The sequence below is a fragment of the Blastococcus sp. HT6-4 genome (assembly GCF_039679125.1).
GTDB classification, from domain to species: domain Bacteria; phylum Actinomycetota; class Actinomycetes; order Mycobacteriales; family Geodermatophilaceae; genus Blastococcus; species Blastococcus montanus.
On sequence record NZ_CP155551.1, the window covers coordinates 2,043,327 to 2,064,160 of the forward strand.

The following is a 20,834-nucleotide window of genomic DNA, read 5'->3' on the forward strand; positions in this document are numbered from 1 at the left end:
GCCTCATTCGTCCTCGGTGCGGTAACCCAGGTTCGGCGACAGCCACCGCTCGGCCTCGTCGACCGTCCAGCCCTTCCGGCGGGCGTAGTCCTCCACCTGGTCGCGCCCCACGCGGCCCAGCACGAAGTACCGCGACTCCGGGTGCGAGAAGTAGAGGCCGCTCACCGCCGCACCGGGCCACATGGCCAGGCTCTCGGTGAGCTGGATGCCGGTGGCCGCCTCGACGTCGAGCAGGTCCCAGATCGTCCGCTTCTCGGTGTGTTCCGGGCAGGCCGGGTAGCCCGGCGCGGGCCGGATGCCGGCGTACTTCTCGGCGATGAGCGCCTCGTTGTCCAGCGACTCGTCGGCCGCATACCCCCAGAACTCGCGGCGCACCCGCTCGTGCAGCCGCTCGGCGAAAGCCTCGGCCAGCCGGTCGGCCAGCGCCTCGAGCAGGATCGCGCTGTAGTCGTCGTTGTCCTTCTTGAAGGCCGCCACCCGCTCCGCCGAGCCCAGGCCGGCGGTGACGGCGAAGGCGCCGACGTAGTCGCGCAGCCCGGTCTCCTTCGGGGCGACGAAGTCGGCCAGCGACTTGCGCGGCGCGCCGTCACGGCCCTGGGTCTGCTGGCGCAGCTGGTGCAGGGTGGCCCGCACGGCGGTCCGGGACTCGTCGGTGTAGACCTCGATGTCGTCGCCGGTCACCTGGTTGGCCGGGAAGAGGCCGAACACCCCGCTGGCCCGCAGCCACCGCTCGCCGACGATCCGGTCGAGCATCGCCTGGGCGTCCTCGTACAGCCGCCGGGCCGCCTCGCCGGTGGCCGGGTTGTGCAGGATGTCGGGGAACCGGCCGCGCATCTCCCAGGCGTGGAAGAACGGCTGCCAGTCGATGTAGCCGCGCAGCTCCTCCAGCGGGTAGTCGGGCAAGGTCTTCACGAACTGGGTGGCGCGGTCGTGCAGGTGGTCGCAGGCCGGCCCGGTGCAGACGTCCTTCGCCTGCTGCAGGAGCATCCGCGGCCGCGGCGGGGCGTAGCCACTCCAGTCGATCGGCGGCGCGGCGGCCCGCGCGGCGGCGATCGGCAGCAGGGAGCGGCTGTCCTGGCGCGCGGCGTGCCGCTCGCGCAGGGCGGCGTAGTCGGCGTCGGTCTCGGCCAGCAGCGCCGGGCGCTGCTCGTCGGAGAGCAGCGCGGCGACGACCGGTACCGAGCGGGACGCGTCCTTCACCCAGATCACCGGGCCGGAGTACTTCTGCGCCACCTTGACCGCGGTGTGCGCCCGGGAGGTGGTGGCGCCGCCGATCAGCAGCGGGATCGTGAACCCCTGCCGCTCCATCTCCGAGGCGAGGTTGACCATCTCGTCCAGCGACGGCGTGATCAGCCCGGACAGGCCGATGATGTCGGCGCCCTCCTGCTTGGCGGCGTCCAGGATCTTCTGGGCGGGCACCATCACGCCGAGGTCGACGACGTCGTAGTTGTTGCACTGGAGCACGACGCCGACGATGTTCTTGCCGATGTCGTGGACGTCGCCCTTGACCGTGGCCATGACGACCTTGCCGTTGCTGCGCTCGGCGTCGCCCGGCTGCTTCTCGGCCTCGATGTAGGGGATCAGGTGGGCGACGGCCTTCTTCATGACGCGGGCGGACTTCACCACCTGCGGCAGGAACATCTTCCCCGCGCCGAAGAGGTCGCCGACCACGTTCATGCCGGCCATCAGCGGGCCCTCGATCACCTCGATCGGCCGGCCGCCGCGGGCGGCGATCTCCTGCCGCAGCTCCTCGGTGTCGGACTCGGCGAACTCGTCGATGCCCTTGACCAGCGCGTGGGTGATCCGCTCCCCCACCGGGAGCGACCGCCACTCCTCGGTGGCGACCTCCCGGGCGGCGCCGTCGCCGGCGAAGTCCCCGGCGATCTCCAGCAGCCGCTCGGTCGCGTCGGGCCGGCGGTTCAGGACGACGTCCTCGATCCGCTCGCGCAGCAGCTCGGGCACCTCGTCGTAGACCTCGAGGGCCCCGGCGTTGACGATGCCCATGTCCATGCCGGCCGCGATGGCGTGGAAGAGGAACACCGCGTGGATGGCCTCGCGGACGCGGTTGTTGCCGCGGAAGGAGAAGGAGACGTTCGAGACGCCGCCGGAGACCAGGGCGCCGGGCAGGTTCTGCTTGATCCAGCGGGTGGCCTCGATGAAGTCCAGGCCGTAGTTCGCGTGCTCCTCGATGCCGGTGGCGACGGCGAAGACGTTCGGGTCGAAGATGATGTCCTCGGCCGGGAACCCGACCTCCCCGGTGAGGATGTCGTAGGCCCGGCGGCAGATCTGCTTCCGGCGCTCGAGGTCGTCGGCCTGCCCGTCCTCGTCGAAGGCCATGACCACGACGGCGGCCCCGTACATCCGGCAGAGCCGGGCTTCGCGGACGAACTCCTCCTCGCCGTTCTTCAGCGAGATGGAGTTGACGATCGCCTTGCCCTGGACGCACTTGAGGCCGGCCTCGATGACCTCCCACTTCGACGAGTCGATCATCGTGGGCACGCGGGAGATGTCGGGCTCGGCGGCGATCAGCTTGGTGAAGCGGTCCATCGCCTCGACGCCGTCGATCATCCCCTCGTCCATGTTGACGTCGATGACCTGCGCGCCGGCCTCGACCTGCTGGCGGGCGACGGCGAGGGCGGCCGGGTAGTCGCCGGCCTTGATGAGGTTGCGGAAACGGGCCGAGCCGGTGATGTTGGTGCGCTCGCCGACGTTGACGAACAGGCTCTCCGCGGTGACGGCGAGCGGCTCCAGGCCCGACAGCCGCAGCGCGGGGGCGACCTCGGCCGGGACCCGCGGGGCCGCGCCCTCGACCGCGCGGGCGATCGCGGCGATGTGCGCCGGTGTGGTGCCGCAGCAGCCGCCGACCAGGTTCACGAAGCCGCTCTGGGCGAACTCCCCGACGATCGCCGCGGTCTCCTCGGGCGACTCGTCGTACTCGCCGAATGCGTTGGGCAGCCCGGCGTTGGGATAGCAGGAGACGAAGGTGTCGGCGATCCGGGCGATCTCGGCGATGTAGGGCCGCATCTCCTTCGCCCCCAGGGCGCAGTTGAGCCCCACGAGCAGCGGCTGCACGTGCCGCACCGAGTACCAGAACGCCTCGGTCACCTGGCCCGAGAGCGTCCGGCCGGAGGCGTCGGTGATCGTGCCGGAGATGAGCACCGGCCACCGGCGGCGGCGGTCGGCGAACAGCGTCTCCAGCGCGAAGATCGCCGCCTTGGCGTTCAGCGTGTCGAAGATCGTCTCGATCAGCAGGGCGTCGGCGCCGCCGTCGACCAGCCCGTCGGCCTGCTCCCGGTAGGCCGCGACGAGCTCGTCGAAGGTGACGTTGCGCGCGCCCGGGTCGTTCACGTCGGGCGAGATGGAGGCGGTGCGGCTGGTCGGGCCGAGGGCGCCGACGACGTAGCGCGGCCGGTCCGGCGTGCGCGCGGTCATGGCGTCGGCCTCACGGCGGGCCAGGCGGGCCGAGGCCACGTTGAGCTCGTAGGCGAGGTCCTGCATCCCGTAGTCGGCCAGCGAGATCGTGGTGGCGTTGAAGGTGTTGGTCTCGATCAGGTCGGCGCCGGCCTCGAGGTACTCGCGGTGGATGCCGGCGATCAGCTCGGGCGCGGTGATGCTGAGCAGGTCGTTGTTGCCCTGCACATCGCTCGGCCAGTCGGCGAACCGCTCACCCCGGTACCCGGCCTCGTCGGGCCGGTCCCGCTGGATCGCCGTCCCCATCGCACCGTCGAGCACCAGGATGCGCTGCTGCAGCAGGGCGGTGAGCTCTGCCGTGGCGTCCGGGCGGGGGGACGGGGATTCGGGCACGTGATGTCCTCGCGGTCGATCGGGCGCTGGGCCACGCCTGCGGCGCCCGGGCGGGACACCGGGGCGTCGAGAGCAGCAACGTCTGGCCCATCGTCTCATTCCGCGCCTCGCCACCCGGGTGGACGGCGGCGGGCACACGCCGGTCCCGCACAGCGGAGGGCGCACATCCGGGACCGGCGACCGGATCGACGTAGGCTGACAGGGGTGATCGATCCGAACTCCAGCGCCGAGGACCTCCCGCAGCTCACCGACCCGGTGGTCGTGGTGGCGTTCGAGGGCTGGAACGACGCCGGGGACGCCGCCACGGGGGCCGTCGAGCACCTGGAACTGATCTGGGACGCGAAGCCACTGGCCGCCCTGGATCCCGAGGACTACTACGACTTCCAGGTCAACCGGCCCACCGTCTCCCTCATCGGTGGCGTCAGCCGCCGCATCGAGTGGCCGACCACCCGTATCTCGGTGGCCCGCCCGGAGGGGCTCGATCGCGACGTCGTCCTCATCCGCGGGATCGAGCCCAACATGCGGTGGCGCGGGTTCTGCGAGGAGCTGCTCGAGATCCTGCACGAGCTGGACGTCTCGATCGTCGTCGCGCTCGGCGCCCTGCTCGCCGACACGCCGCACACCCGGCCGACGCCGGTCACCGGCTCGGCCTACGACGGCGAGTCCGCGAAGGCGTACGGCCTGGAGACCTCCGGCTACGAGGGGCCCACCGGCATCCTCGGCGTGTTCCAGGACGCCTGCGTCCAGACCGGGCTGCCGGCGATCAGCTTCTGGGCCGCCGTCCCGCACTACGTGTCGCAGCCGCCGTCGCCGCGCGCCACCGTGGCGCTGCTGCAGCGGGTCGAGGAGGTCCTGGAGACGACCGTGCCGCTGGGCGCCCTCCCGCAGCAGGCCGACGAGTGGGTGAAGACCGTCGACGAGATGGCCAACGAGGACGCCGAGGTCGTCGAGTACGTGCGCTCCTTGGAGGAACGGGCCACCGAGGTCGACCTGTCGCAGGCAAACGGTGACCAGATCGCCCGCGAGTTCGAGCGCTACCTGCGTCGTCGCGGGTCCGCCGGCGGCGCCTGAGCGGTCCGATCCCGTCAGCCACCGGCCACGAACGCCCGGGCCTCCAGCAGGTGGTCGACGCAGGCGTCCTCCTCGGGTTCCGGGATGCACACCCACTCCCGCATCGGGTGTCCGGGCCGGGGTGAGCACGGCTCGCCCCGGCCGGCGGCGATCAGCTCGGCGACCCGGCCGGCCGGGAGCTTGACCACCAGCGTGTCCGCGGTGCTGAATCCGTAGAACCTCCCGCCCGTCCGCACGCCCGGCGCGTGCAGCATGCGCCCCTCCTCGTCGCCGGGATGCTCGGCCAGCACCCGGCCTACCGCGGCGGAGAAGGCGGACGTGCGGTCGGTCGGGAGCTGCTGCGCCATGCCGGAGCCCTTCGTCGCGGGGGCCCGTCCCGGGCCGGGTCCATCGAAGCAGGGCGCGACCGTGGCCGGGGTGGGTGGCGTCGTCAGCCGCCGGGACGATCGGCGAGGCGACCGAGCACGGTCAGCCGGTGGGCAGCAGCGGGCGCATCTGCGCCGACGCGTCGGCGTCGAAGAGCCGGTCGTGCGTGGCGAGGGCGAACCGGTCGGTCATGCCCGAGACGTAGTCGACGACCTGGGTGAGCGCGTCGGCCTCTGTGTCGCGGTACGAGGCCGGGATGAGCTCCGGGTGGGCCAGGTGGTGGTCGACCAGCCGGCGGATGACGTCGACGGCCAGGTGCTTCTGCCCGGCCGCGACGTCGGAGGCGTAGACCCGGGCGAACATGAAGTCGCGCAGCTCGTGCATCGCCTCCAGCGGCTCGCGGTCCATGACCACGGCGCCGGCCGTGTTGGCCGGGGAGAGCGATCCGGCGACGACGGCGTCGATCATGGCGCCGACCATCTGGCTGCCCGGCTGCCCGAAGACGGCGACGGCCCGTGCCGGGAGGTCGGCCGCGCGGATCACGCCGGCACGGGCGGCGTCGAGCGCGTCGTGGGAGAGGTAGCCGATCCGGTCGGCGTAGCGCACGCACTCGGCCTCCCGGGTGGCCGGCGGCGGGGCGATCTTCCAGCTGTGCGCGCGGATGCCGTCGCGGACCTCCCAGCTGAGGTTGAGGTCCTCGAGCACCTCGACGATCCGCACCCCCTGGGCCGCGTGGTGCCAGCCGCCGGGCACGTACGGGTCGAACGCCTCCTCGCCGATGTGCCCGAACGGCGAGTGCCCGACGTCGTGGCCGAGCGCGATCGCCTCGGCCAGCGGCTCGTTGAGCGCCAGAGCCCGCGCCAGCGACCGCGCCACCTGGGTGACCTGCAGCGTGTGGGTGAGCCGGGTGACGAAGTGGTCTCCGTCGGGGTTGAGGAAGACCTGCGTCTTGTGCTTGAGCCGCCGGAACGCCTTGGCGTGCAGGATGCGGTCGCGGTCGCGCTCGAACGTGGTGCGCAGGGCGTCCTCCGGCTCGGGGCGCGCCCTCCCCCGGGACGCCGCCGCGCGGGTGGCGGCCGGCGCGAGCTGCTCCTCGGCGTGCTCGCGGGCCGCGCGGTCGGTCAGCCGGAACGGGCCGGCGGTGCTGGCCATCAGGAGCCCTGCAGCTCCACGCCGAGCAGCGCGTCGACGGCGTCGCAGACGATCTGCGGCGCGTGCTCCTCCAGGTCGTCGCCGGCGGCCAGGGTCCGTGCCGCCCACGCGTCGACCAGCGCGATCGCGCCCGGGGTGTCGAGGTCCTCGGCCAACCGGTCGCGGAGCCCGTGCAGCACCGGGCCGGCCGGCGCCCCGGCGTCCCGTGCCACCGCGCGCCGCCAGGTACCGAGCCGCTCCTGGGCCTCGCGCAGCAGCTGCGGGCTCCAGGCGCGATCGGTCCGGTAGTACCCGGACAGCAGGGCCAGCCGGATGGCCATCGGGTCGACGCCCTCGCCGCGGAGCTTGGAGACGAAGACCAGGTTGCCGCGGCTCTTGCTCATCTTCTCGCCGTCGAGGCCGATCATCGCCGCGTGCACGTACGCCTTGGCGAACGGCTTGGTGGCGCTGAGCGCCTCGGCGTGCACGGCGGAGAACTCGTGGTGCGGGAAGACCAGGTCGTTGCCGCCACCCTGCACGTCGAAGCCCATGCCGACGGTGTCCAGGGCGATCGTGGCGCACTCGATGTGCCAGCCAGGGCGGCCGCGCGTCCCGTGCGGCCCGGGCCAGGCCGGCTCGCCGGGGCGCTCCCCGCGCCACAGCATCGGGTCCAGCCGGTTCCGCTTCCCGGGCCGGTCGGGGTCTCCCCCGCGCTCGGCGAAGAAGCCGAGCATCGTCGTCTCGTCGTAGCCGGACCCCGAGCCGAACCCCGGCGCCTGCGCCACGTCGTGGTAGACGTCGCCGGTGCCGTCGTCGAGCACGTAGGCCAGCCCGTCGTCCAGCAGCCGCTCGACGTGCGCCACGATCCGCGGGATCGACTCCACGGCACCGACGTAGTCCTCCGGCGGCAGCACCCGCAGCGCGGTCATGTCCTCGCGGAAGAGCGCCGTCTCGCGCATGCCCAGCACGATCCAGTCCTCGTTGTCACGGGCGGCGCGCTCGAGCAGCGGGTCGTCGATGTCGGTGACGTTCTGGACGTAGTGCACCGCGTGTCCGGCGTCGCGCCACATCCGGTTGATCAGGTCGAAGGCCAGGTACGTGGCGGCGTGGCCGAGGTGCGTGGCGTCGTACGGGGTGATGCCGCAGACGTACATGCGTGCGGTCCGGTCGGGGGTGGTCGCGACGATCTCGCCACGGGCGGTGTCGTAGACCTTGAGTGCGGGGCCGGTGCCGGGCAGGGTCGGTAGCAGCGGAGCGGGCCAGGAGAGCACGGCACGAGCCTAGAGCCGAGCTCCGACGGCGCTGTCCTGCACGTCCGTGGGGGTCATCACGTCGGAGGGGGCACCATGCCCCACCGGCCGGCGGCGACCGGGCCAGGAGGAGGAGCGATGGACCTCGACGAGTACCTGCCGGTCCTGAGGCGGGCCGACGCCCGGTTCGCCGAGGCGGCCGCGGAGGCCGTCCTGGCGCACGGCTGGCGCGCCCCCGTGCCCGGATGCCCGGACTGGGCGCTGTCCGACCTGGTGTGGCACCTGGCGGAGGTGCAGCACTTCTGGGCGTGGGTGGTGCGCACCCGGGCCGGTGAGCCGTCGGGATACGTGCGGCCGCGCCGGCACCCCGACGACGAGCTGCTCGGCTACGTCACCGCGTGCAGCGCCGAGCTGGAGACGGCGCTGGCCGGCGCGGATCCGGGCGACCCGGTGTGGACCTGGGCGCCGCGCAAGGACGTCGGGTTCGTGCTCCGCCGGCAGGCGCAGGAGGCGGTGGTGCACACCGTCGACGTCGAGCAGGTGCTGGGCGACCCGCGGCCGATCCCGGCGGCGGTGGGCCTCGACGGCCTCGACGAGTGGCTGGACCTGATGGTGCCCGCGGCCTTCCCCGACGGGCCGCCCGAGGAGGCGCACCCGGTCGTCCTCCACGCCGTGGACGCCGACGCCGAGCGCACCCTCTTCCCCGGCACGAGACCCTTTCCGATCGCCGCGCTCACCGGGACCGCCGGCGACCTCCTCTTGGCCGTCTGGCGCCGGGTGCCGTTGGACGTGCTCACCGTCGACGGCGACAGCCTGCAGGCCGCGGCGATGATCGACCTCGTGCGCAACGACTGAACGCGACGCCGCCGGATCCGGGTCGGTCTGCGGCGTACGGCTCCGTCGTCCACGGGTCGCCGGGCCTCCCTCACGGCCAGGTCACCGCATGGCGGTCGAACTCGTCGCCGGTCTGGACGCCCACGACGCAGAACACCAGCCCGGCCGGGTCGAGCAGCTGCCAGAAGCTGCCCATGTCACGGTGCCGGGTGGCGCCCAGCGCTTCCAGCCGGGCGACCTCGGCGTCGACGTCGTCGGTCTCGACGTCGACGTGCCAGCGCGGTGGCGTCCCCTCGCCGGTGCGCTGGACCTCCACGTGCCACCCGTCGGCGAACGAGCCGAGGGACGCCCACCTCTCGTCGTCGGCGTCGGGCTCGGCGGTGCGGCCGGTGGCCCCGGCCCAGAAGGTGCTGCCGGCCGCGTGGTGCTCCGGCGGCAGGTCGAGCAGGAGGATGGATAGACGGCTGCGATGGGGCATGGGGGGCATTGTGCCGACGAGCGGGGGCCGGAGGCTCCTCGAGGAAGCACAGGAGTCGCCCTGCGAGGCGAGCTGCCGAGCGGGGGCCGGAGGCTCCCCGAGGCAGCGCGGGAAAGGGCTCAGCGCGCCCGGGGAACGGCACCTGGCTGCGGTCGGAGCCCGGAGGGCGACAGTGTGCTCAGAAGGGCGGCCAGGGCAGGGCGGGCCACTCGCCGCTGGGCTCGGGGTGCCGGCCGGTGCGCAGCAGCTCGGCGATCCGCCGCTGGGTGCACCGGACCTCGGCGCGGGTGAGGTGCTCGTGCAGCCGCTCCCCCAGTTCGCCCCGCAACTCGTCGCCCAGCCGCTCCAGGACGGCCAGCGCCTCGGGGAGCAGGGGCGTCCCTGCCCAGCGCCACAGCAAGGTGCGCAGCTTCGGGTCGACGGAGAAGCAGATGCCGTGGTCGACGCCGTACACGTGGCCGTCGGGCATCGGGATGATGTGCCCACCCTTGCGGTCGGCGTTGTTGACGACCGCGTCGAAGACGGCCATGCGACGCAGCGCGGGGTCGTCGCGGCGGACGAAGGCGGCGAGGTCGACGTCTTCGTCCCCGTCGATCCACAGCTGCACCATCCCGGGGCCGAACGGGCCCTCGCGCAGCACCGTGGGCGGGACGATCCGCCAGCCGGTGGCCTCCGAGATCAGGTGGGCCGAGATCTCCCGGCCGGCGAGCGTGCCGTCGGGGAAGTCCCAGAGCGGGCGCTCCCCGGCCACCGGCTTGTAGACGCACTCGGCGGCGAGCGTGCCGGAGCGGATGGTGCCGACGAGCGTCACGTTCGACGCGTCCAGCATCCGGCCCTCGAGGTCGATCTCGCCCTCGGTGAGCAGCTGGTGGGCCTCGGCGTCGTCGGCGGGCGGGCGGAGGTCGGGATCCGCGGGCTGCTCGCTCATCGAGGGGGCGCCGCTCAGCGGCGGTAGCCGTTCTGCCGGGGGCACACGTGGCCCACCGCGTCCAGCGGCAGCGAGCACAGCGGGCAGGACGGCCGGCCGGCGGCCACCACGCGCCGCGCGCGGGCGATGAACGACCGGGCCGCCATGGGGGTGATCGTCACCCGCAGCGCGTCGGGACCCTCCTCGCTGTCGGAGAGGATGGCGTCCTCGTCGATCGGCTCCTCGCCGGCGGCGACGGCCTCCACGACGACGGCCTCGGCGGTGCCGTCCCAGGCCAGGCCCATGGCCGCGACGCGGAACTCCTCGTCGACCGGCGCGGTGAGCGGCTCCAGGTCGTCGACGTCGGCCTCGGGCGGGATGACCGCGCTCGCCCGGCTGCTGACCTCGTCGAGCAGGTCGTTCATCCGGTCGGCGAGGACCTGCACCTGGGTCTTCTCCAGCGCGACGCTGACCGTGCGGCCGGCGTCGTCGCTGGCCTGCAGGTAGAACGTGCGGTCCCCGGGCTGCCCCACCGTCCCTGCGACGAACCGGGTGGGGCGATCGAAGAGATGGACCTGGCGGGGCACGCGCCCAGGTTACGCGGGGCCGCCGACGGCCCGCCGGTCGCGACACCGGCCGCAACCGGAACGGCAGCGGCTCAGGCGGGTGCGCCGGCCCCGCCACCGACGACCGCGTCGGAGGACGGCTTGCGGCGCCGGCCCTTGCGCGGCGGCGGGATCAGCCCGGAGACGTCGCCGCCGGTGTCGTTGATCCGCACGACGAACGGCCGGGTGTCGGTGTAGGTGATCACCGAGATCGACGCCGGGTCGACGACGATGCGCTGGAACTGGTCCAGGTGCAGCCCCAGGGCGTCGGCGAGCACGGCCTTGATGACGTCGCCGTGGCTGCAGGCCAGCCACACCGCGTCGGCCCCGAGCCGCGCGTTCCACTCCCGGACCGCGGCCACGGCACGGGCCTGGGTGTGGGCGAGCCCCTCCCCCTCGGCGCCGGGGAAGACCGCCGCGGAGGGGTGCTGCTGCACCACCTTCCACAGCGGCTCCTTGACCAGCTCCTTGATCGGCCGGCCGGTCCAGTCGCCGTAGCGGCACTCGCCGAGCCGCTCGTCGGCCTGCACCTCGAGCGGCCGGCTCCCGGCGACCGCGCCGGCGGTCTGGCGGCAGCGCTCCAGGGGGCTGCTCACGACGGCGGCCAGCGGGACCTTCGCCAGCCGCTCCCCCACCGTCCGGACCTGGGCCTGGCCGGTCTCGTCGAGCTGCACGCCGGGCGTCCAGCCGGCCAGGATCCCGCCGGCGTTGGCCGTCGTCCGGCCGTGCCGCAGGAGGATGACGGTGGTCACGCGGCCGAGCCTAGGCGGGCGCGGGTGTCCCCCCGTCGTCAGCCGGGCCGGTCGGTGCCCCGACGGAGGCCACCACGTGCGGCGCCGCCGTCCTCGCCATGGTGGCGGCACGCCTGCGGCTCCCCGCTCCCGGCCCACCGGGTCCGCCCCTCCTCCGACCGCGGCGCGCGCCGGCTCCGGGAAACGTGACGATCCGATGACGCGACGCCGAGCCGGGTTCGGGGGCGCAGTGCGCGGGCAGGCCCACCGGGTACCGGAACTCCGAGACCGGAAGGTGAGATCGCGATGATGCGACTGCTCCTCGCCGGGCTGGGTGCCAGCACGCTGCTGGCGACCACCGGCACCCCGACCGCCCCACCACCGACCACCGCCCCGACCGCCCCCGGCGCGGTGCAGCTGACCCATCCGCACCCGCTGCCCCCGGTCGGCGATCCCGGCACGGAGACGGTGGAGACCGACGACTTCCCGGTCGGCGGCTCGCCGGCCCACCTGACCGACGTGCGCGCCGCCGGGCACGAGAACTTCGACCGCTTCGTCCTCGAGTTCGAGGGTGACGAGGTCCCCAGCTACCGGGTCGGCTACGTCGAGCCGCCGATCACCGAGGACGGCTCGGGCCGGCAGGTCGACGTGGCCGGCTCGGCGTTCCTGGAGGTGCGGGTCAGCCCGGCCAGCGGCGTCGACCTGTCCGGTGAGCAGCCGCGGGAGACCTACACCGGGCGCGACCACGTCACCGCGCCCGGCGGGCAGGTGATCACCGAGGCGGTCCGGACCGGCGACTTCGAGGCCATGCTGGCCTGGACGATGGGCCTGGAGGAGCGGCTGCCCTTCGGCGTCACCACCTTCTCCGACCCGGCGCGGCTGGTCGTCGACGTCCTGCACCAGCCCGGCGAGGACGGCGGCTCCGGGGGCCTGGAGCCCATCGGCCAGGGGGGCACCGACGACGTCGACGCCGAGGCCACCGGATCGGCGGTCACGCTGACCGACGTCCGGCTGGGCGCGCACGACGGATTCGACCGGATCGTCTTCGAGCTCGCCGGCGACGGCGAGGCCGGCTACGAGATCGGCTACACCGAGGACCCGCGCAGCGCGGGCTCGGGCCACCCGCTGGAGGTCCCCGGTGAGGCGACGCTGGGGATCACGCTGTCCAACCTGCTGTACCCGGGTGACGCCCCCGAGGGCGTCGAGCCGTGGGACGGCCAGGAGCGGCTAGAGATCGCCGGGACGAGCACGCTGGAGGCGCTGGTCGCCGACACCCTCTACGAGGGGCGGTACGCCTTCTACGCCGGCCTCGACCAGCAGCGCCCCTTCGCCGTCGCCCGCCTGTCCGATCCGCAGCGGATCGTGATCGACGTGCTGACCCGGGAGGCGGACGGCGTGACGATGGGCGAGCGCTGCACCAGCCCGGCCGGCTTCGCGGTCGACCACCCGTCGGACTGGTCGGTCAACGCCGGTGAGACCGTGCCGGCCTGCAGCCGGTTCTCCCCGCAGGACTTCGACGTGCCCGATGCCACCGACGTGCGCGTGGCCGCGATCGCCTTCTCCATCGAGCCGGTGGCCTTCGACCGGGTCGCCCAGGAGCAGCCCGGGGAGCAGGCCCGCCGTGAGCTGACCGTGGACGGCCGGGACGCCGTGCGGATCGAGCGCACCGCCACCGGCGAGGGGTTCTGGCCCGAGGGCACGCCGTCGACCCGGTACGCCCTCGCCCTCGAGGACGGTGAGCACGGACCGCGCACGCTGGTCGCCGACACCGTCGGCCTGCCGAGGTTCGACTACCAGCGCAACGTCGAGGTGCTCGACGCGATGATCGGGACGCTGGACCTCGACGCCGGCACGGAGGGCTGAGCCCCACCGCACCGTGGCGACGGAGCCGGACCGGCTCCGGGTCGCCGGGGTCAGCGCGGGATCGGCGGGGTGGTGATCTCCGTGCCCACCGGGTCGAGCACGCCCGTGCCGACCAGCACGAGGATCAGCGCACCGAGCACGATCCGGTACACGACGAACGGCACGTAGCTGCCGCGGTCGAGGTAGCGCAGCAGCCAGGCGATGACCACCAGGCCCACGGCGAAGGCCAGGACGGTGGCCAGGATCGTCGGCCCCCAGGCCACCTCGGCACCGGCGACGTCGCCGCTGAGGACCTCGTACACCTGGAAGAACCCTGCGCCGAGCACCGCGGGAACGGCGAGCAGGAACGAGTACCGCGCTGCCGCCGACCGGGTGTAGCCGAGGAACAGCCCGGCGGTGATGGTGCCCCCGGAGCGGGAGACGCCCGGGATCAGCGCCATCGCCTGGGCGAAGCCGTACGCGATGCCGTGCCCGACGGTCAGGTCCTTGAGTTCCCGCTGCTTGGCGCCGACGCGGTCGGCCCAGAACAGGACGAACGAGAAGAGGATGAGCGCGACCGCCACGATCCTCAGGTCGCGCAGCGTCGTCTCGATCTGGTCCTGGAACAGCAGGCCGAGCACGACGATCGGCAGCGTGCCGACGATGATCAGCCAGCCCATGCGGGCGTCGGGATCGCCCTTCCGGCGGCCGAACAGGGAGGCGGTCCAGGCGGTGATGATCCGCCAGATCTCGTGCCGGAAGTAGAGCAGGACGGCGGCCTCGGTGCCGATCTGGGTGATCGCGGTGAACGCCGCGCCGGGGTCCTCCCAGCCGAAGGCCTCCCCGACCACCCGCAGGTGCGCGCTGGAGGAGATGGGCAGGAACTCGGTCAGGCCCTGGACCACGCCCAGGACGACGGCTTCGACCCAGCCCACGTCAGCACCCCCCGCTCGAGCGGCGGGTGGCGGGGCGGGAGCGGGGTCGGGCAGGCACGGGCCCTGACCTTAGGGGGCCGGGCCGCGACGCTCGGGCACGGCGCCCCGACGCCGCCGGTGCTCCGGGTGCCGGCCCCGGGGCGACGGTAGGTTGGCCGGTCGTGGAGCAACGGGCACTGGGACGCAGCGGACTCGTCGTGTCCCGGCTCGCGCTGGGCACGATGACGTGGGGCCGCGACACCGACGAGGACGAGGCCGCGATGCAGCTCACGGCGTTCGTCGACGCCGGTGGCACGCTGATCGACACCGCCGACGTCTACTGCGAGGGCGAGAGCGAGCGGATCGTCGGGCACCTCCTGGCCGACGTCGTCCCGCGCTCAGACGTCCTCGTCGCCACCAAGGCCGTCGGCCGCACCGGGCCCGGGCCGATGGGCCGGGGCGCCTCCCGGGGGCACCTGATCTCGGCGCTGGACGCCTCGCTGGAGCGCCTGGGCCTGGACCACGTGGACCTGTGGCAGCTGCACGCCTGGGACGAGACGACGCCGCTGGAGGAGACGCTGGCCGCCTGCGACCTCGCCGTCTCCTCCGGCCGGGCCCGCTACATCGGCATCAGCAACTTCACCGGCTGGCAGACGGCGCACGCCGCGACCTGGCAGCGGGCCTGGCCCGGCCGGACGCCGATCGTGAGCACCCAGGTCGAGTACTCGCTGCTCCAGCGCGGGGTGGAGCGGGAGGTCGTGCCCGCCGCCGAGGCGCTGGGGCTGGGCGTCCTGGCGTGGTCGCCCCTGGGCCGGGGCATCCTCACGGGCAAGTACCGGCACGCCACCCCGTCGGAGTCCCGCGGGGCCGCGCCGCCGTGGCAGGGCTTCATCGACGGGCTGCGGTCGGCGAAGTCCGACCGGATCGTCGAGGCGGTGATCACCGCGGCCGACGGCCTGGGCACGAGCCCCCTGGCCGTCGCGCTCGCGTGGGTGCGGGACCGGCCGGGCGTGGTCGCCCCCGTGGTGGGGGCCCGCACCGCGCAGCAGCTCCAGGCGTCGCTGGACGCCGACGTCGTCCGGCTCCCGGCCGCGATCCGCACCGCGCTGGAGGACGTCTCCGCCCCGCCGTTCAGCTACCCGGAGCGGCGGTCGGACCGGTGACCGCCGACCCGACGACGCCCGGCCCCGACCTGGTCTTCGCCGCGTTCTGCACCGCGGGCCTGTGGCCGGGCCTCGGCAAGCGCACCGCGGCCGAGCTGCCGGCCGCCGGCATCACGACCCCGGACGACGTCACGGCCGATCGGCTGATGAAGCTGCCCCGGGTGGGCCGGCAGCGGGCCGAGCGGCTGTTCTCCAGCTTCCTCGCCGCCGCACCCACCTACGAGGTGGTCGAGATGCTGGTCGCGGCCGGCCTGCCGGCGAAGCTGGCCGCCGGTGTCGCCGACGGGCTCGGCCCCGACGCCGCCCGGCGGCTGCGCGACGACCCGTGGGCGCTGCTGGCGCTGCCCGGGGTGGCGCTCGCCGACGCCGACCGGCTGGCGATCGCCGTCCTCAAGGGGGCCGATCGGCAGGACACCCGCCGGGGACGCGCCATCGTCGGGCTCACCCTGCGCACCGCGACCCGGGACGGGCACACCGTGCTGCCGCTGGACCTGATCGTCGCCGCCCTGCGGGCCGAGGGCATCGGTGACCCGGTGGCCGCGGTCGTGGCCGCCGTCGACTCCGGTGAGGTGCTCGACCACGAGCCGCCCCTGCCGGAGCAGGACGATGACGCGGAGGAGCCGGCCGAACCGGACCCGGCGCTGCGGACGCTGTCGCTGGCGCGGTTCGGCATGGCCGAGGAGGCCGTGGCCGAGAACGTCGCCCGGCTGGCCGCCGCGGCCGAGCGGATCGCCGACCCCGCGTCGGTGCGCTCGGTGGCCAAGGGGCTGGACGAGGCGCAGAAGCAGGCCGTGGCCCAGGTGCTGTCGGCCGGCGTCAGCCTGCTCACCGGCGGGCCGGGCACCGGCAAGAGCCGCACCGTGGCCGCGATCGTGAAGCTGCTGCAGGCGAAGGGCACCGACGTCGCGCTCGCCGCGCCCACCGGGCGGGCCGCCAAGCGCCTGGAGGAGCTCACCGACCACCCGGCGGTCACCGTGCACCGGCTGCTCGGCGCCCAGGGGGCATCCGGCGGGTTCGCCCGCAACGAGGAGTGGCCCCTGGACGCCGACGTCGTCGTCGTCGACGAGGCCTCGATGCTCGACGTCGAACTCGCCGCGGCCCTGCTCGAGGCGTGCCCGGACGGCACCCACCTGCTGCTCGTCGGCGACCCGGCCCAGCTGCCCTCGATCGGCCCCGGGCACGTCCTCGGCGACCTCATCGACTCCGGCACCGTCCCGGTCACCGAGCTGACCACCCTCTACCGGCAGGCGGAGGGCGGGGCGATCGCCCGGCTGGCGTCCGCGGTCCGTGGTGGCGAGCTGCCACCGGTCGACTCCCCCGACCGCGAGGTCGTCGTCGTGCCCGCCACGGGCAGCGCGGAGGCCGCCCGCCGGGTGGTGCAGCTGGTCACCGACTCTATCCCTCGCGCGCTCGGCATCGACCCGGGGGCGGTGCAGGTGGTCACGCCCGTGCACCGGGGCCCGGCCGGCACCATCGAGCTGAACAAGGCGCTGAAGGCGCAGCTCAACCCCGGCGACGGCGCGGTCTTCGGCTTCGACCCGGGCGACCGCGTGGTGGCCACGGCCAACCACCTCGACCTGGAGCCCACCGGCTTCGCCAACGGGGAGGTCGGCGTGGTCACCGGCACCGGCGAGGGATCGCTGAACGTGGACTTCAGCTCCGGGCCGGTCACCGTCAACGGCCAGGCGCTGTTCGACCTGCGGCACGGCTGGGCGATCACCGTCCACCGGGCGCAGGGCTCGGAGTGGCCGGGGGTCGTGGTCGTGCTGCCGCCGGAGGCCGGCGGGATGCTGTCGCGGCCGCTGGTCTACACGGCGCTGACCCGCGCTCAGCGCCACCTGTCGATCGTGCACGCCAGCGGCGCCGCCCTCGCCCGCGCGGTGCGGGACGTGGACGTCCGGCCGCGCCGCACCCGGCTGGCCGAGCTGCTGCGGGAGATCGCCGGCTGAGCTCAGCTCCGGCGGGCGGCGGCGGTGCGCACGGCGCAGAGCAGCTCACCGATGGCGGCGTCGAGCTGCCCCGCGCAGGTGATCGGCCGGGGGAACGGGATGCGGACGTCGGTGTGACCCAGCGGCCGCTCCACCCGCAGCCGGAAGCCGAAGCGGTCCAGGCCCAGCGGCCGGACCGCGGCGCCCGGCCCGGTCAGGTCGGGCGGGATGCGGCCGGCGAGCAGGGCGAGGACGTCGGCGTGGTCGCGGACCAGGTGCTGCAGGTGCCCGGCCTCCAGCCCGGCCAGCGGATCGGGGCGGGCGGCGAGGAAGTCGTGCGGGCTGACGTCGAGGCCCTCCCCGCCCTCCCCGAGGACGACCTCGGCCAGGTCCAGGCGGAGCAGCTGGGCCGTGCGGCCGACGTCGAGCAGCACCGCGTCGGGGCGGGTCTCGGCGAAGGCCAGCACCGCGGCCCGCTGGTCGGCCGGCCGGACGGGCGTCGCCCAGCCCGAGAGCCACAGCTGGGCGCGCACCGGCCGGCGCAGGGGCACCGGGGCGTGGTCGCTCACCATGAGCAGGGTGGAGAGATCCTGGCCGGGCGCCTGGCGGACGGCCGTGGCGAGATCGCCGTCGTCGGGGACGACCAGCAGCAGCTGACCCGCCGAGGTGACGGCGTGGGCCAGCACCCGGCCGCCCTCGACGCCGGCGGCGCAGACGGTGGCCGCGGACCGGGTCGCGACGGTGCGCGCCCGCTCGGCGACTCCGGGACGCAGGCCGTCGGCCTGGGGACGGCGCTCGGGCGCGGGGTGGCTCGGGCAGATCGGCATGACCCCTCCTCGGTAACTTAGGGCAGCCTAACCAAAGGAGGGGGTGGGGGCCAGAGCCCGCTGCGCGCGGAGCTCGGCCTGCGGCCCGGAGTCGTCAGCGACCCACCGGCTGGGAACGGGCGGGCCGGCGGGCCACGGAACGCTGCGGTGTCGTCGCGGCCAGCAGGAAGCCCGTGCCGAGTGCCAGCAGGACCCACACGAGGGCGGTCGGTCCGTCGACGGTGACCGGCCACAGCAGCAGCGCCCCGACGGCGCAGCCGATCAGCAGGCCGCGGAGGAACCGCGTGCCTGCGCCCGGGTCGCCGTCCGGCGCGGCGCCCTCGGCCACGCTGACGGGCACGCCGGCGGCCCGGGCCCAGCGCTCGGTGGCCGCCCGGACGGCGGCGTCGCGCGTCGCGTCGTCGCTCTCCACGGTGGTCACGCCGTCAGGAGTGGACGTCGTCCTCGTCGACGGGCACGACGGCGTCCTGCTCCAGGACGTCGGCGTCGTCGGCCTCGCGGTACCCGATGGGCCCGCGCGGCGTGCCGATCTCACCGGGCCGGGCGGCCAGCTGCTGCTCCAGCGCGTCGGCCTCCGGGACGTCGCCGACGGGCGGCCTCGCCTCTCCGGCGCGGCCGGGGGCGGGCGGGTCGAGGAGCGCCTCCTGCTCCGCGCGGTCGGCGTCGGGCACGTCGCTCGAGAAACCGGGCTCGGTCACGTCGTCCTCCCTGGGAGTCGGGTGTGGTTCCCTCCATCGTGCCGTCCACCTGCGGATCCGGCAGATCGGGATGGTGTGAGGCAGGCGACCAATCCGTGACCGGACCGGGAACGGCAGGCACAATCGGGGCGATGGAGACCGCCGGGGAGTACGAGTTCGCGCCGCTGCGGATCCCGCCGGGGACGTCCCGGTCCGCGGCGGCCACCATGCTCAGCCTGCAGTCCGACGTCGGCGGCTGGGAGCTGGCCCGCCTGCAACTGCACGCCGACGGCACCCGCAAGGTGATCCTCCGTCGCCGTGCGCGGCTGTCCTACCTGCCCAAGCCGGTCATCTAGCGCCAGTGCGCCGGGCGGCGCACCGCCGCCGGGATCCGCGTGGCCGCGTCGCCCCGGGCCGCCGAGACCTGTGGCTGGGTGAGGAACAGGCACCGTCCGAGGTCCGCACCCCGGACGTCGGCGGCGCGCAGGTCGGCACCGAGCAGGTCCGCCGTCCCCAGGTCGGCGCCGCGGAGGTCGGCACCGATCAGGTAGGCCCCGCGCAGGCTCGCGCCGCGCAGATCGGTACGCCGGAGGTCGCGGCCCACGAGGTCGGCGCCCCGGCGGTCCCGCGCCCGCGTCCCCGCGCGCACCAGGTCGCTGACCCTGCCCAGCAGCTCCCCCACCGGTCCGCGCTGCGCGCCGACGTCGAGCGCGGTCAGCTGCTCCGGGGTGCCGCCGGTGAGCCGCTCGATCCGGTCGCGCACCGCGTGGAGCTCCGCGTGCAGCGGCGCGGCCGCGGGCAGGGAGACCGCCTCGGTGAGGTGCCAGAGCATCTCGTGCAGCTGGCGCATCACGGGCAGGACGGCGAACTGGGCACGGGCCAGCTCCGGCGTCTCCCGCCAGGTGCGGCCGCCGAAGGTCGCCTGGGTGATCTGCTGGCCGGCGCCGAAGCAGTCGAACACCGTGCAGCCGGGGAAGCCCCGGTCGCGCAGCGTGGCGTGGACGCCGCAGCGGAAGTCCTCGCCCAGGTGCCGGCAGGGGGTGCCGGCCGGTTTGTCGATCGCGAAATCGGCCGATGCGGCGAACTCGGGTGCGACGCAGCACAGGCCGGCGCACCGGGAGCAGTCCGCCCGCAGGTGGGCCCGGTCGTCGACGACGGGCAGCGGGCGGGACGGCATGGCGGGGACCAGGCTAGGCGCCGGTCCCCGCCCGGCCGTGTCAGGGCACCAGCACGACCTTGCCGACGGTGCTGCGGTCGGCCAGCTTGGCCAGTGCCTGCGGCGCCTGGTCCAGCGGCAGGGACTCCCCCACCAGCGGGTCGACGGCGCCGGACTCGATGAGCGCCACGAGCTCGTCGTGCACCTTGCCGATGAGCGAGGGCTCCATCTTCCGGTACAGCCCCCAGTGCAGGCCCACGACGCTGTAGTTCTTGACCAGCAGGTGGTTGGCCGGCGCCTCGGGGATGCGGCCGCTGGTGAAGCCGACGACGACGATCCGGCCCTCGAAGGCGATGCACTTGCGGGACTTGTCGAAGACGTCGCCGCCGACCGGGTCGTAGACGATGTCGGCACCGTGCCCGCCGGTGACCTCCTTGACGATCGGGACGAAGTCCTCGGTCGTGTAGTCGATGACGTGGTCGGCCCCGAGCTGGCGGCAGATCTCGGTCTTCCGGGCGCCGCCGGCCGTCGCGATGACCTTCGCCCCGGCGGCCTTGCCGATCTGGATGGCCGCGGTCCCCACACCGCCGGCGCCGGCGTGCACCAGCAACCAGTCGCCGGCCGTGATGCCGGCTCGGCGGTGCAGGCCCACGTACCCGGTCTGGTAGGTGAGATACAGCGATGCGGCCTTCTCGTCGGTCATCGAGTCGGGCACGGGCCAGGCGTTGTTCGCGTCCATCAGCGCGTACTCCGCGAAGGCGCCGGGGCCGCCCGACGGGGACCCGATCACCCGCTGCCCGGTCTCGACGATCTCCCCGCACAGCTCGACGCCCGGGGTGTAGGGAAGCGGCGGCTTCTCCTGGTACATGCCCATCGCCATCAGGACGTCGGGGAAGTTGAGGGCCGCCGCCCGCACCTTGACCAGGACCTGCCCCTCGCCGGGGGTGGGCCGGTCGACCTCGTCGAGGCTCATGACCTTCGAGGGGTCACCCAGTTCGTGTACCCGCCATGCACGCATGGGCCCGACCTTGCCAGACAGCCCGTGACGATCGTCACCGGGGCCGCCGGTCGCCCTGGTCAGGCGCCCGGCTCCCCTGGCCAGGACGCGCCGGTCGTGTCAGGGTGCGCAGCGGTGGCCACCCACCTGCCG

Annotated in this window: 20 protein-coding genes; 6 read left to right on the forward strand and 14 right to left on the reverse strand. The window is 74.3% G+C overall.

Annotation, left to right across the window (positions count from 1 at the left end):
* Positions 1–3: 3 nt before the first annotated feature.
* Positions 4–3,804, reverse strand: a complete 3,801-nt coding sequence (gene metH / locus ABDB74_RS09910) for a methionine synthase (RefSeq protein WP_346623666.1) — start codon at positions 3,802–3,804, stop codon at positions 4–6.
* Positions 3,805–4,008: 204 nt separating this feature from the next.
* Here metH and ABDB74_RS09915 point away from each other — a divergent pair, with 204 nt between their 5' ends.
* Entirely contained in the window at positions 4,009–4,875 is an 867-nt protein-coding gene (locus tag ABDB74_RS09915) for a PAC2 family protein (protein WP_346623667.1), read from the forward strand.
* Between the two features lie 14 nt (positions 4,876–4,889).
* Here the strand turns inward: ABDB74_RS09915 and ABDB74_RS09920 are convergent, their stop codons facing one another.
* The 3 genes from ABDB74_RS09920 to mshC form a co-directional block, all read right to left on the reverse strand.
* Positions 4,890–5,222, reverse strand: coding sequence for a hypothetical protein (locus ABDB74_RS09920; RefSeq protein WP_346623668.1), 333 nt, complete (start codon positions 5,220–5,222; stop codon positions 4,890–4,892).
* Between the two features lie 121 nt (positions 5,223–5,343).
* A complete protein-coding gene (locus ABDB74_RS09925) occupies positions 5,344–6,393 on the reverse strand; it encodes an HD domain-containing protein (protein ID WP_346623670.1) in 1,050 nt (349 codons plus the stop codon).
* Positions 6,393–7,643, reverse strand: a complete 1,251-nt coding sequence (gene mshC / locus ABDB74_RS09930; RefSeq protein WP_346623672.1) for a cysteine--1-D-myo-inosityl 2-amino-2-deoxy-alpha-D-glucopyranoside ligase — start codon at positions 7,641–7,643, stop codon at positions 6,393–6,395. Before mshC ends, ABDB74_RS09925 begins: the two co-directional genes overlap by 1 nt.
* Positions 7,644–7,760: 117 nt before the next feature.
* Between mshC and ABDB74_RS09935 the strand changes: the two genes are divergently transcribed.
* Positions 7,761–8,477 carry a maleylpyruvate isomerase family mycothiol-dependent enzyme gene (locus ABDB74_RS09935; protein WP_346623673.1) on the forward strand — a complete coding sequence of 239 codons (717 nt, stop codon included), beginning with the start codon at positions 7,761–7,763 and terminating at the stop codon, positions 8,475–8,477.
* Positions 8,478–8,547: 70 nt separating this feature from the next.
* Here the strand turns inward: ABDB74_RS09935 and ABDB74_RS09940 are convergent, their stop codons facing one another.
* From ABDB74_RS09940 to ABDB74_RS09955, 4 genes are all read right to left on the reverse strand, one after another.
* Positions 8,548–8,934 carry a VOC family protein gene (locus ABDB74_RS09940; protein WP_346623675.1) on the reverse strand — a complete coding sequence of 129 codons (387 nt, stop codon included), beginning with the start codon at positions 8,932–8,934 and terminating at the stop codon, positions 8,548–8,550.
* Between the two features lie 178 nt (positions 8,935–9,112).
* Entirely contained in the window at positions 9,113–9,862 is a 750-nt protein-coding gene (locus ABDB74_RS09945; protein ID WP_346623676.1) for an SCO1664 family protein, read from the reverse strand.
* A gap of 14 nt (positions 9,863–9,876) precedes the next feature.
* A complete protein-coding gene (locus ABDB74_RS09950; RefSeq protein ID WP_346623678.1) occupies positions 9,877–10,428 on the reverse strand; it encodes a DUF3090 family protein in 552 nt (183 codons plus the stop codon).
* A gap of 71 nt (positions 10,429–10,499) precedes the next feature.
* Positions 10,500–11,198 (reverse strand): histidine phosphatase family protein, encoded by a 699-nt coding sequence (locus tag ABDB74_RS09955; protein WP_346623679.1) that lies wholly within the window; start codon positions 11,196–11,198, stop codon positions 10,500–10,502.
* A 285-nt stretch (positions 11,199–11,483) separates the two neighbouring features.
* Between ABDB74_RS09955 and ABDB74_RS09960 the strand changes: the two genes are divergently transcribed.
* Positions 11,484–13,040, forward strand: coding sequence for a hypothetical protein (locus ABDB74_RS09960; RefSeq protein WP_346623680.1), 1,557 nt, complete (start codon positions 11,484–11,486; stop codon positions 13,038–13,040).
* A gap of 50 nt (positions 13,041–13,090) precedes the next feature.
* Here the strand turns inward: ABDB74_RS09960 and ABDB74_RS09965 are convergent, their stop codons facing one another.
* On the reverse strand, positions 13,091–13,954 hold the full coding sequence (locus ABDB74_RS09965; RefSeq protein ID WP_346623681.1) for an undecaprenyl-diphosphate phosphatase: 864 nt from the start codon (positions 13,952–13,954) through the stop codon (positions 13,091–13,093).
* Positions 13,955–14,115: 161 nt separating this feature from the next.
* Between ABDB74_RS09965 and ABDB74_RS09970 the strand changes: the two genes are divergently transcribed.
* Together ABDB74_RS09970 and ABDB74_RS09975 are read left to right on the forward strand one after the other, a co-directional pair.
* Complete coding sequence (locus tag ABDB74_RS09970) at positions 14,116–15,096, forward strand: aldo/keto reductase (protein WP_346623682.1); 981 nt, start codon at positions 14,116–14,118, stop codon at positions 15,094–15,096.
* Positions 15,093–17,045 (forward strand): AAA family ATPase, encoded by a 1,953-nt coding sequence (locus tag ABDB74_RS09975; protein ID WP_346623683.1) that lies wholly within the window; start codon positions 15,093–15,095, stop codon positions 17,043–17,045. The genes ABDB74_RS09970 and ABDB74_RS09975 overlap by 4 nt, the downstream gene beginning before the upstream one ends.
* Before the next feature lie 2 nt (positions 17,046–17,047).
* Here ABDB74_RS09975 and ABDB74_RS09980 read toward each other — a convergent pair whose 3' ends face one another.
* The 3 genes from ABDB74_RS09980 to ABDB74_RS09990 form a co-directional block, all read right to left on the reverse strand.
* Complete coding sequence (locus ABDB74_RS09980) at positions 17,048–17,851, reverse strand: DUF2470 domain-containing protein (protein ID WP_346623684.1); 804 nt, start codon at positions 17,849–17,851, stop codon at positions 17,048–17,050.
* Positions 17,852–17,945: 94 nt separating this feature from the next.
* Positions 17,946–18,272, reverse strand: coding sequence for a hypothetical protein (locus ABDB74_RS09985; protein WP_346623685.1), 327 nt, complete (start codon positions 18,270–18,272; stop codon positions 17,946–17,948).
* Positions 18,273–18,276: 4 nt separating this feature from the next.
* Positions 18,277–18,549, reverse strand: a complete 273-nt coding sequence (locus tag ABDB74_RS09990) for a hypothetical protein (RefSeq protein ID WP_346623686.1) — start codon at positions 18,547–18,549, stop codon at positions 18,277–18,279.
* 131 nt (positions 18,550–18,680) lie between these two features.
* Here ABDB74_RS09990 and ABDB74_RS09995 point away from each other — a divergent pair, with 131 nt between their 5' ends.
* Positions 18,681–18,884 (forward strand): DUF5703 family protein, encoded by a 204-nt coding sequence (locus tag ABDB74_RS09995; protein ID WP_346623688.1) that lies wholly within the window; start codon positions 18,681–18,683, stop codon positions 18,882–18,884.
* On the opposite strand, the gene ABDB74_RS10000 is transcribed toward ABDB74_RS09995, so the two are convergent.
* On the reverse strand, positions 18,881–19,705 hold the full coding sequence (locus tag ABDB74_RS10000) for a pentapeptide repeat-containing protein (protein WP_346623689.1): 825 nt from the start codon (positions 19,703–19,705) through the stop codon (positions 18,881–18,883). The two genes, ABDB74_RS09995 and ABDB74_RS10000, sit on opposite strands and share 4 nt — an antisense overlap.
* Before the next feature lie 40 nt (positions 19,706–19,745).
* Positions 19,746–20,702, reverse strand: coding sequence for an NADPH:quinone oxidoreductase family protein (locus ABDB74_RS10005; RefSeq protein ID WP_346623690.1), 957 nt, complete (start codon positions 20,700–20,702; stop codon positions 19,746–19,748).
* Between the last annotated feature and the right edge of the window lie 132 nt (positions 20,703–20,834).

Coding starts and splice junctions, on each gene's coding strand:
- ABDB74_RS09935 (WP_346623673.1), top strand. CDS start 7,761: ATGGACCTCGACGAGTACCTGCCGGTCCTGAGGCGGGCCGACGCCCGG.
- ABDB74_RS09995 (WP_346623688.1), top strand. CDS start 18,681: ATGGAGACCGCCGGGGAGTACGAGTTCGCGCCGCTGCGGATCCCGCCG.
- ABDB74_RS09945 (WP_346623676.1), bottom strand. CDS start 9,862: ATGAGCGAGCAGCCCGCGGATCCCGACCTCCGCCCGCCCGCCGACGAC.
- ABDB74_RS09960 (WP_346623680.1), top strand. CDS start 11,484: ATGATGCGACTGCTCCTCGCCGGGCTGGGTGCCAGCACGCTGCTGGCG.
- ABDB74_RS09920 (WP_346623668.1), bottom strand. CDS start 5,222: ATGGCGCAGCAGCTCCCGACCGACCGCACGTCCGCCTTCTCCGCCGCG.
- ABDB74_RS10000 (WP_346623689.1), bottom strand. CDS start 19,705: ATGCCGTCCCGCCCGCTGCCCGTCGTCGACGACCGGGCCCACCTGCGG.
- ABDB74_RS09980 (WP_346623684.1), bottom strand. CDS start 17,851: ATGCCGATCTGCCCGAGCCACCCCGCGCCCGAGCGCCGTCCCCAGGCC.
- ABDB74_RS10005 (WP_346623690.1), bottom strand. CDS start 20,702: ATGCGTGCATGGCGGGTACACGAACTGGGTGACCCCTCGAAGGTCATG.
- ABDB74_RS09940 (WP_346623675.1), bottom strand. CDS start 8,934: ATGCCCCATCGCAGCCGTCTATCCATCCTCCTGCTCGACCTGCCGCCG.
- ABDB74_RS09925 (WP_346623670.1), bottom strand. CDS start 6,393: ATGGCCAGCACCGCCGGCCCGTTCCGGCTGACCGACCGCGCGGCCCGC.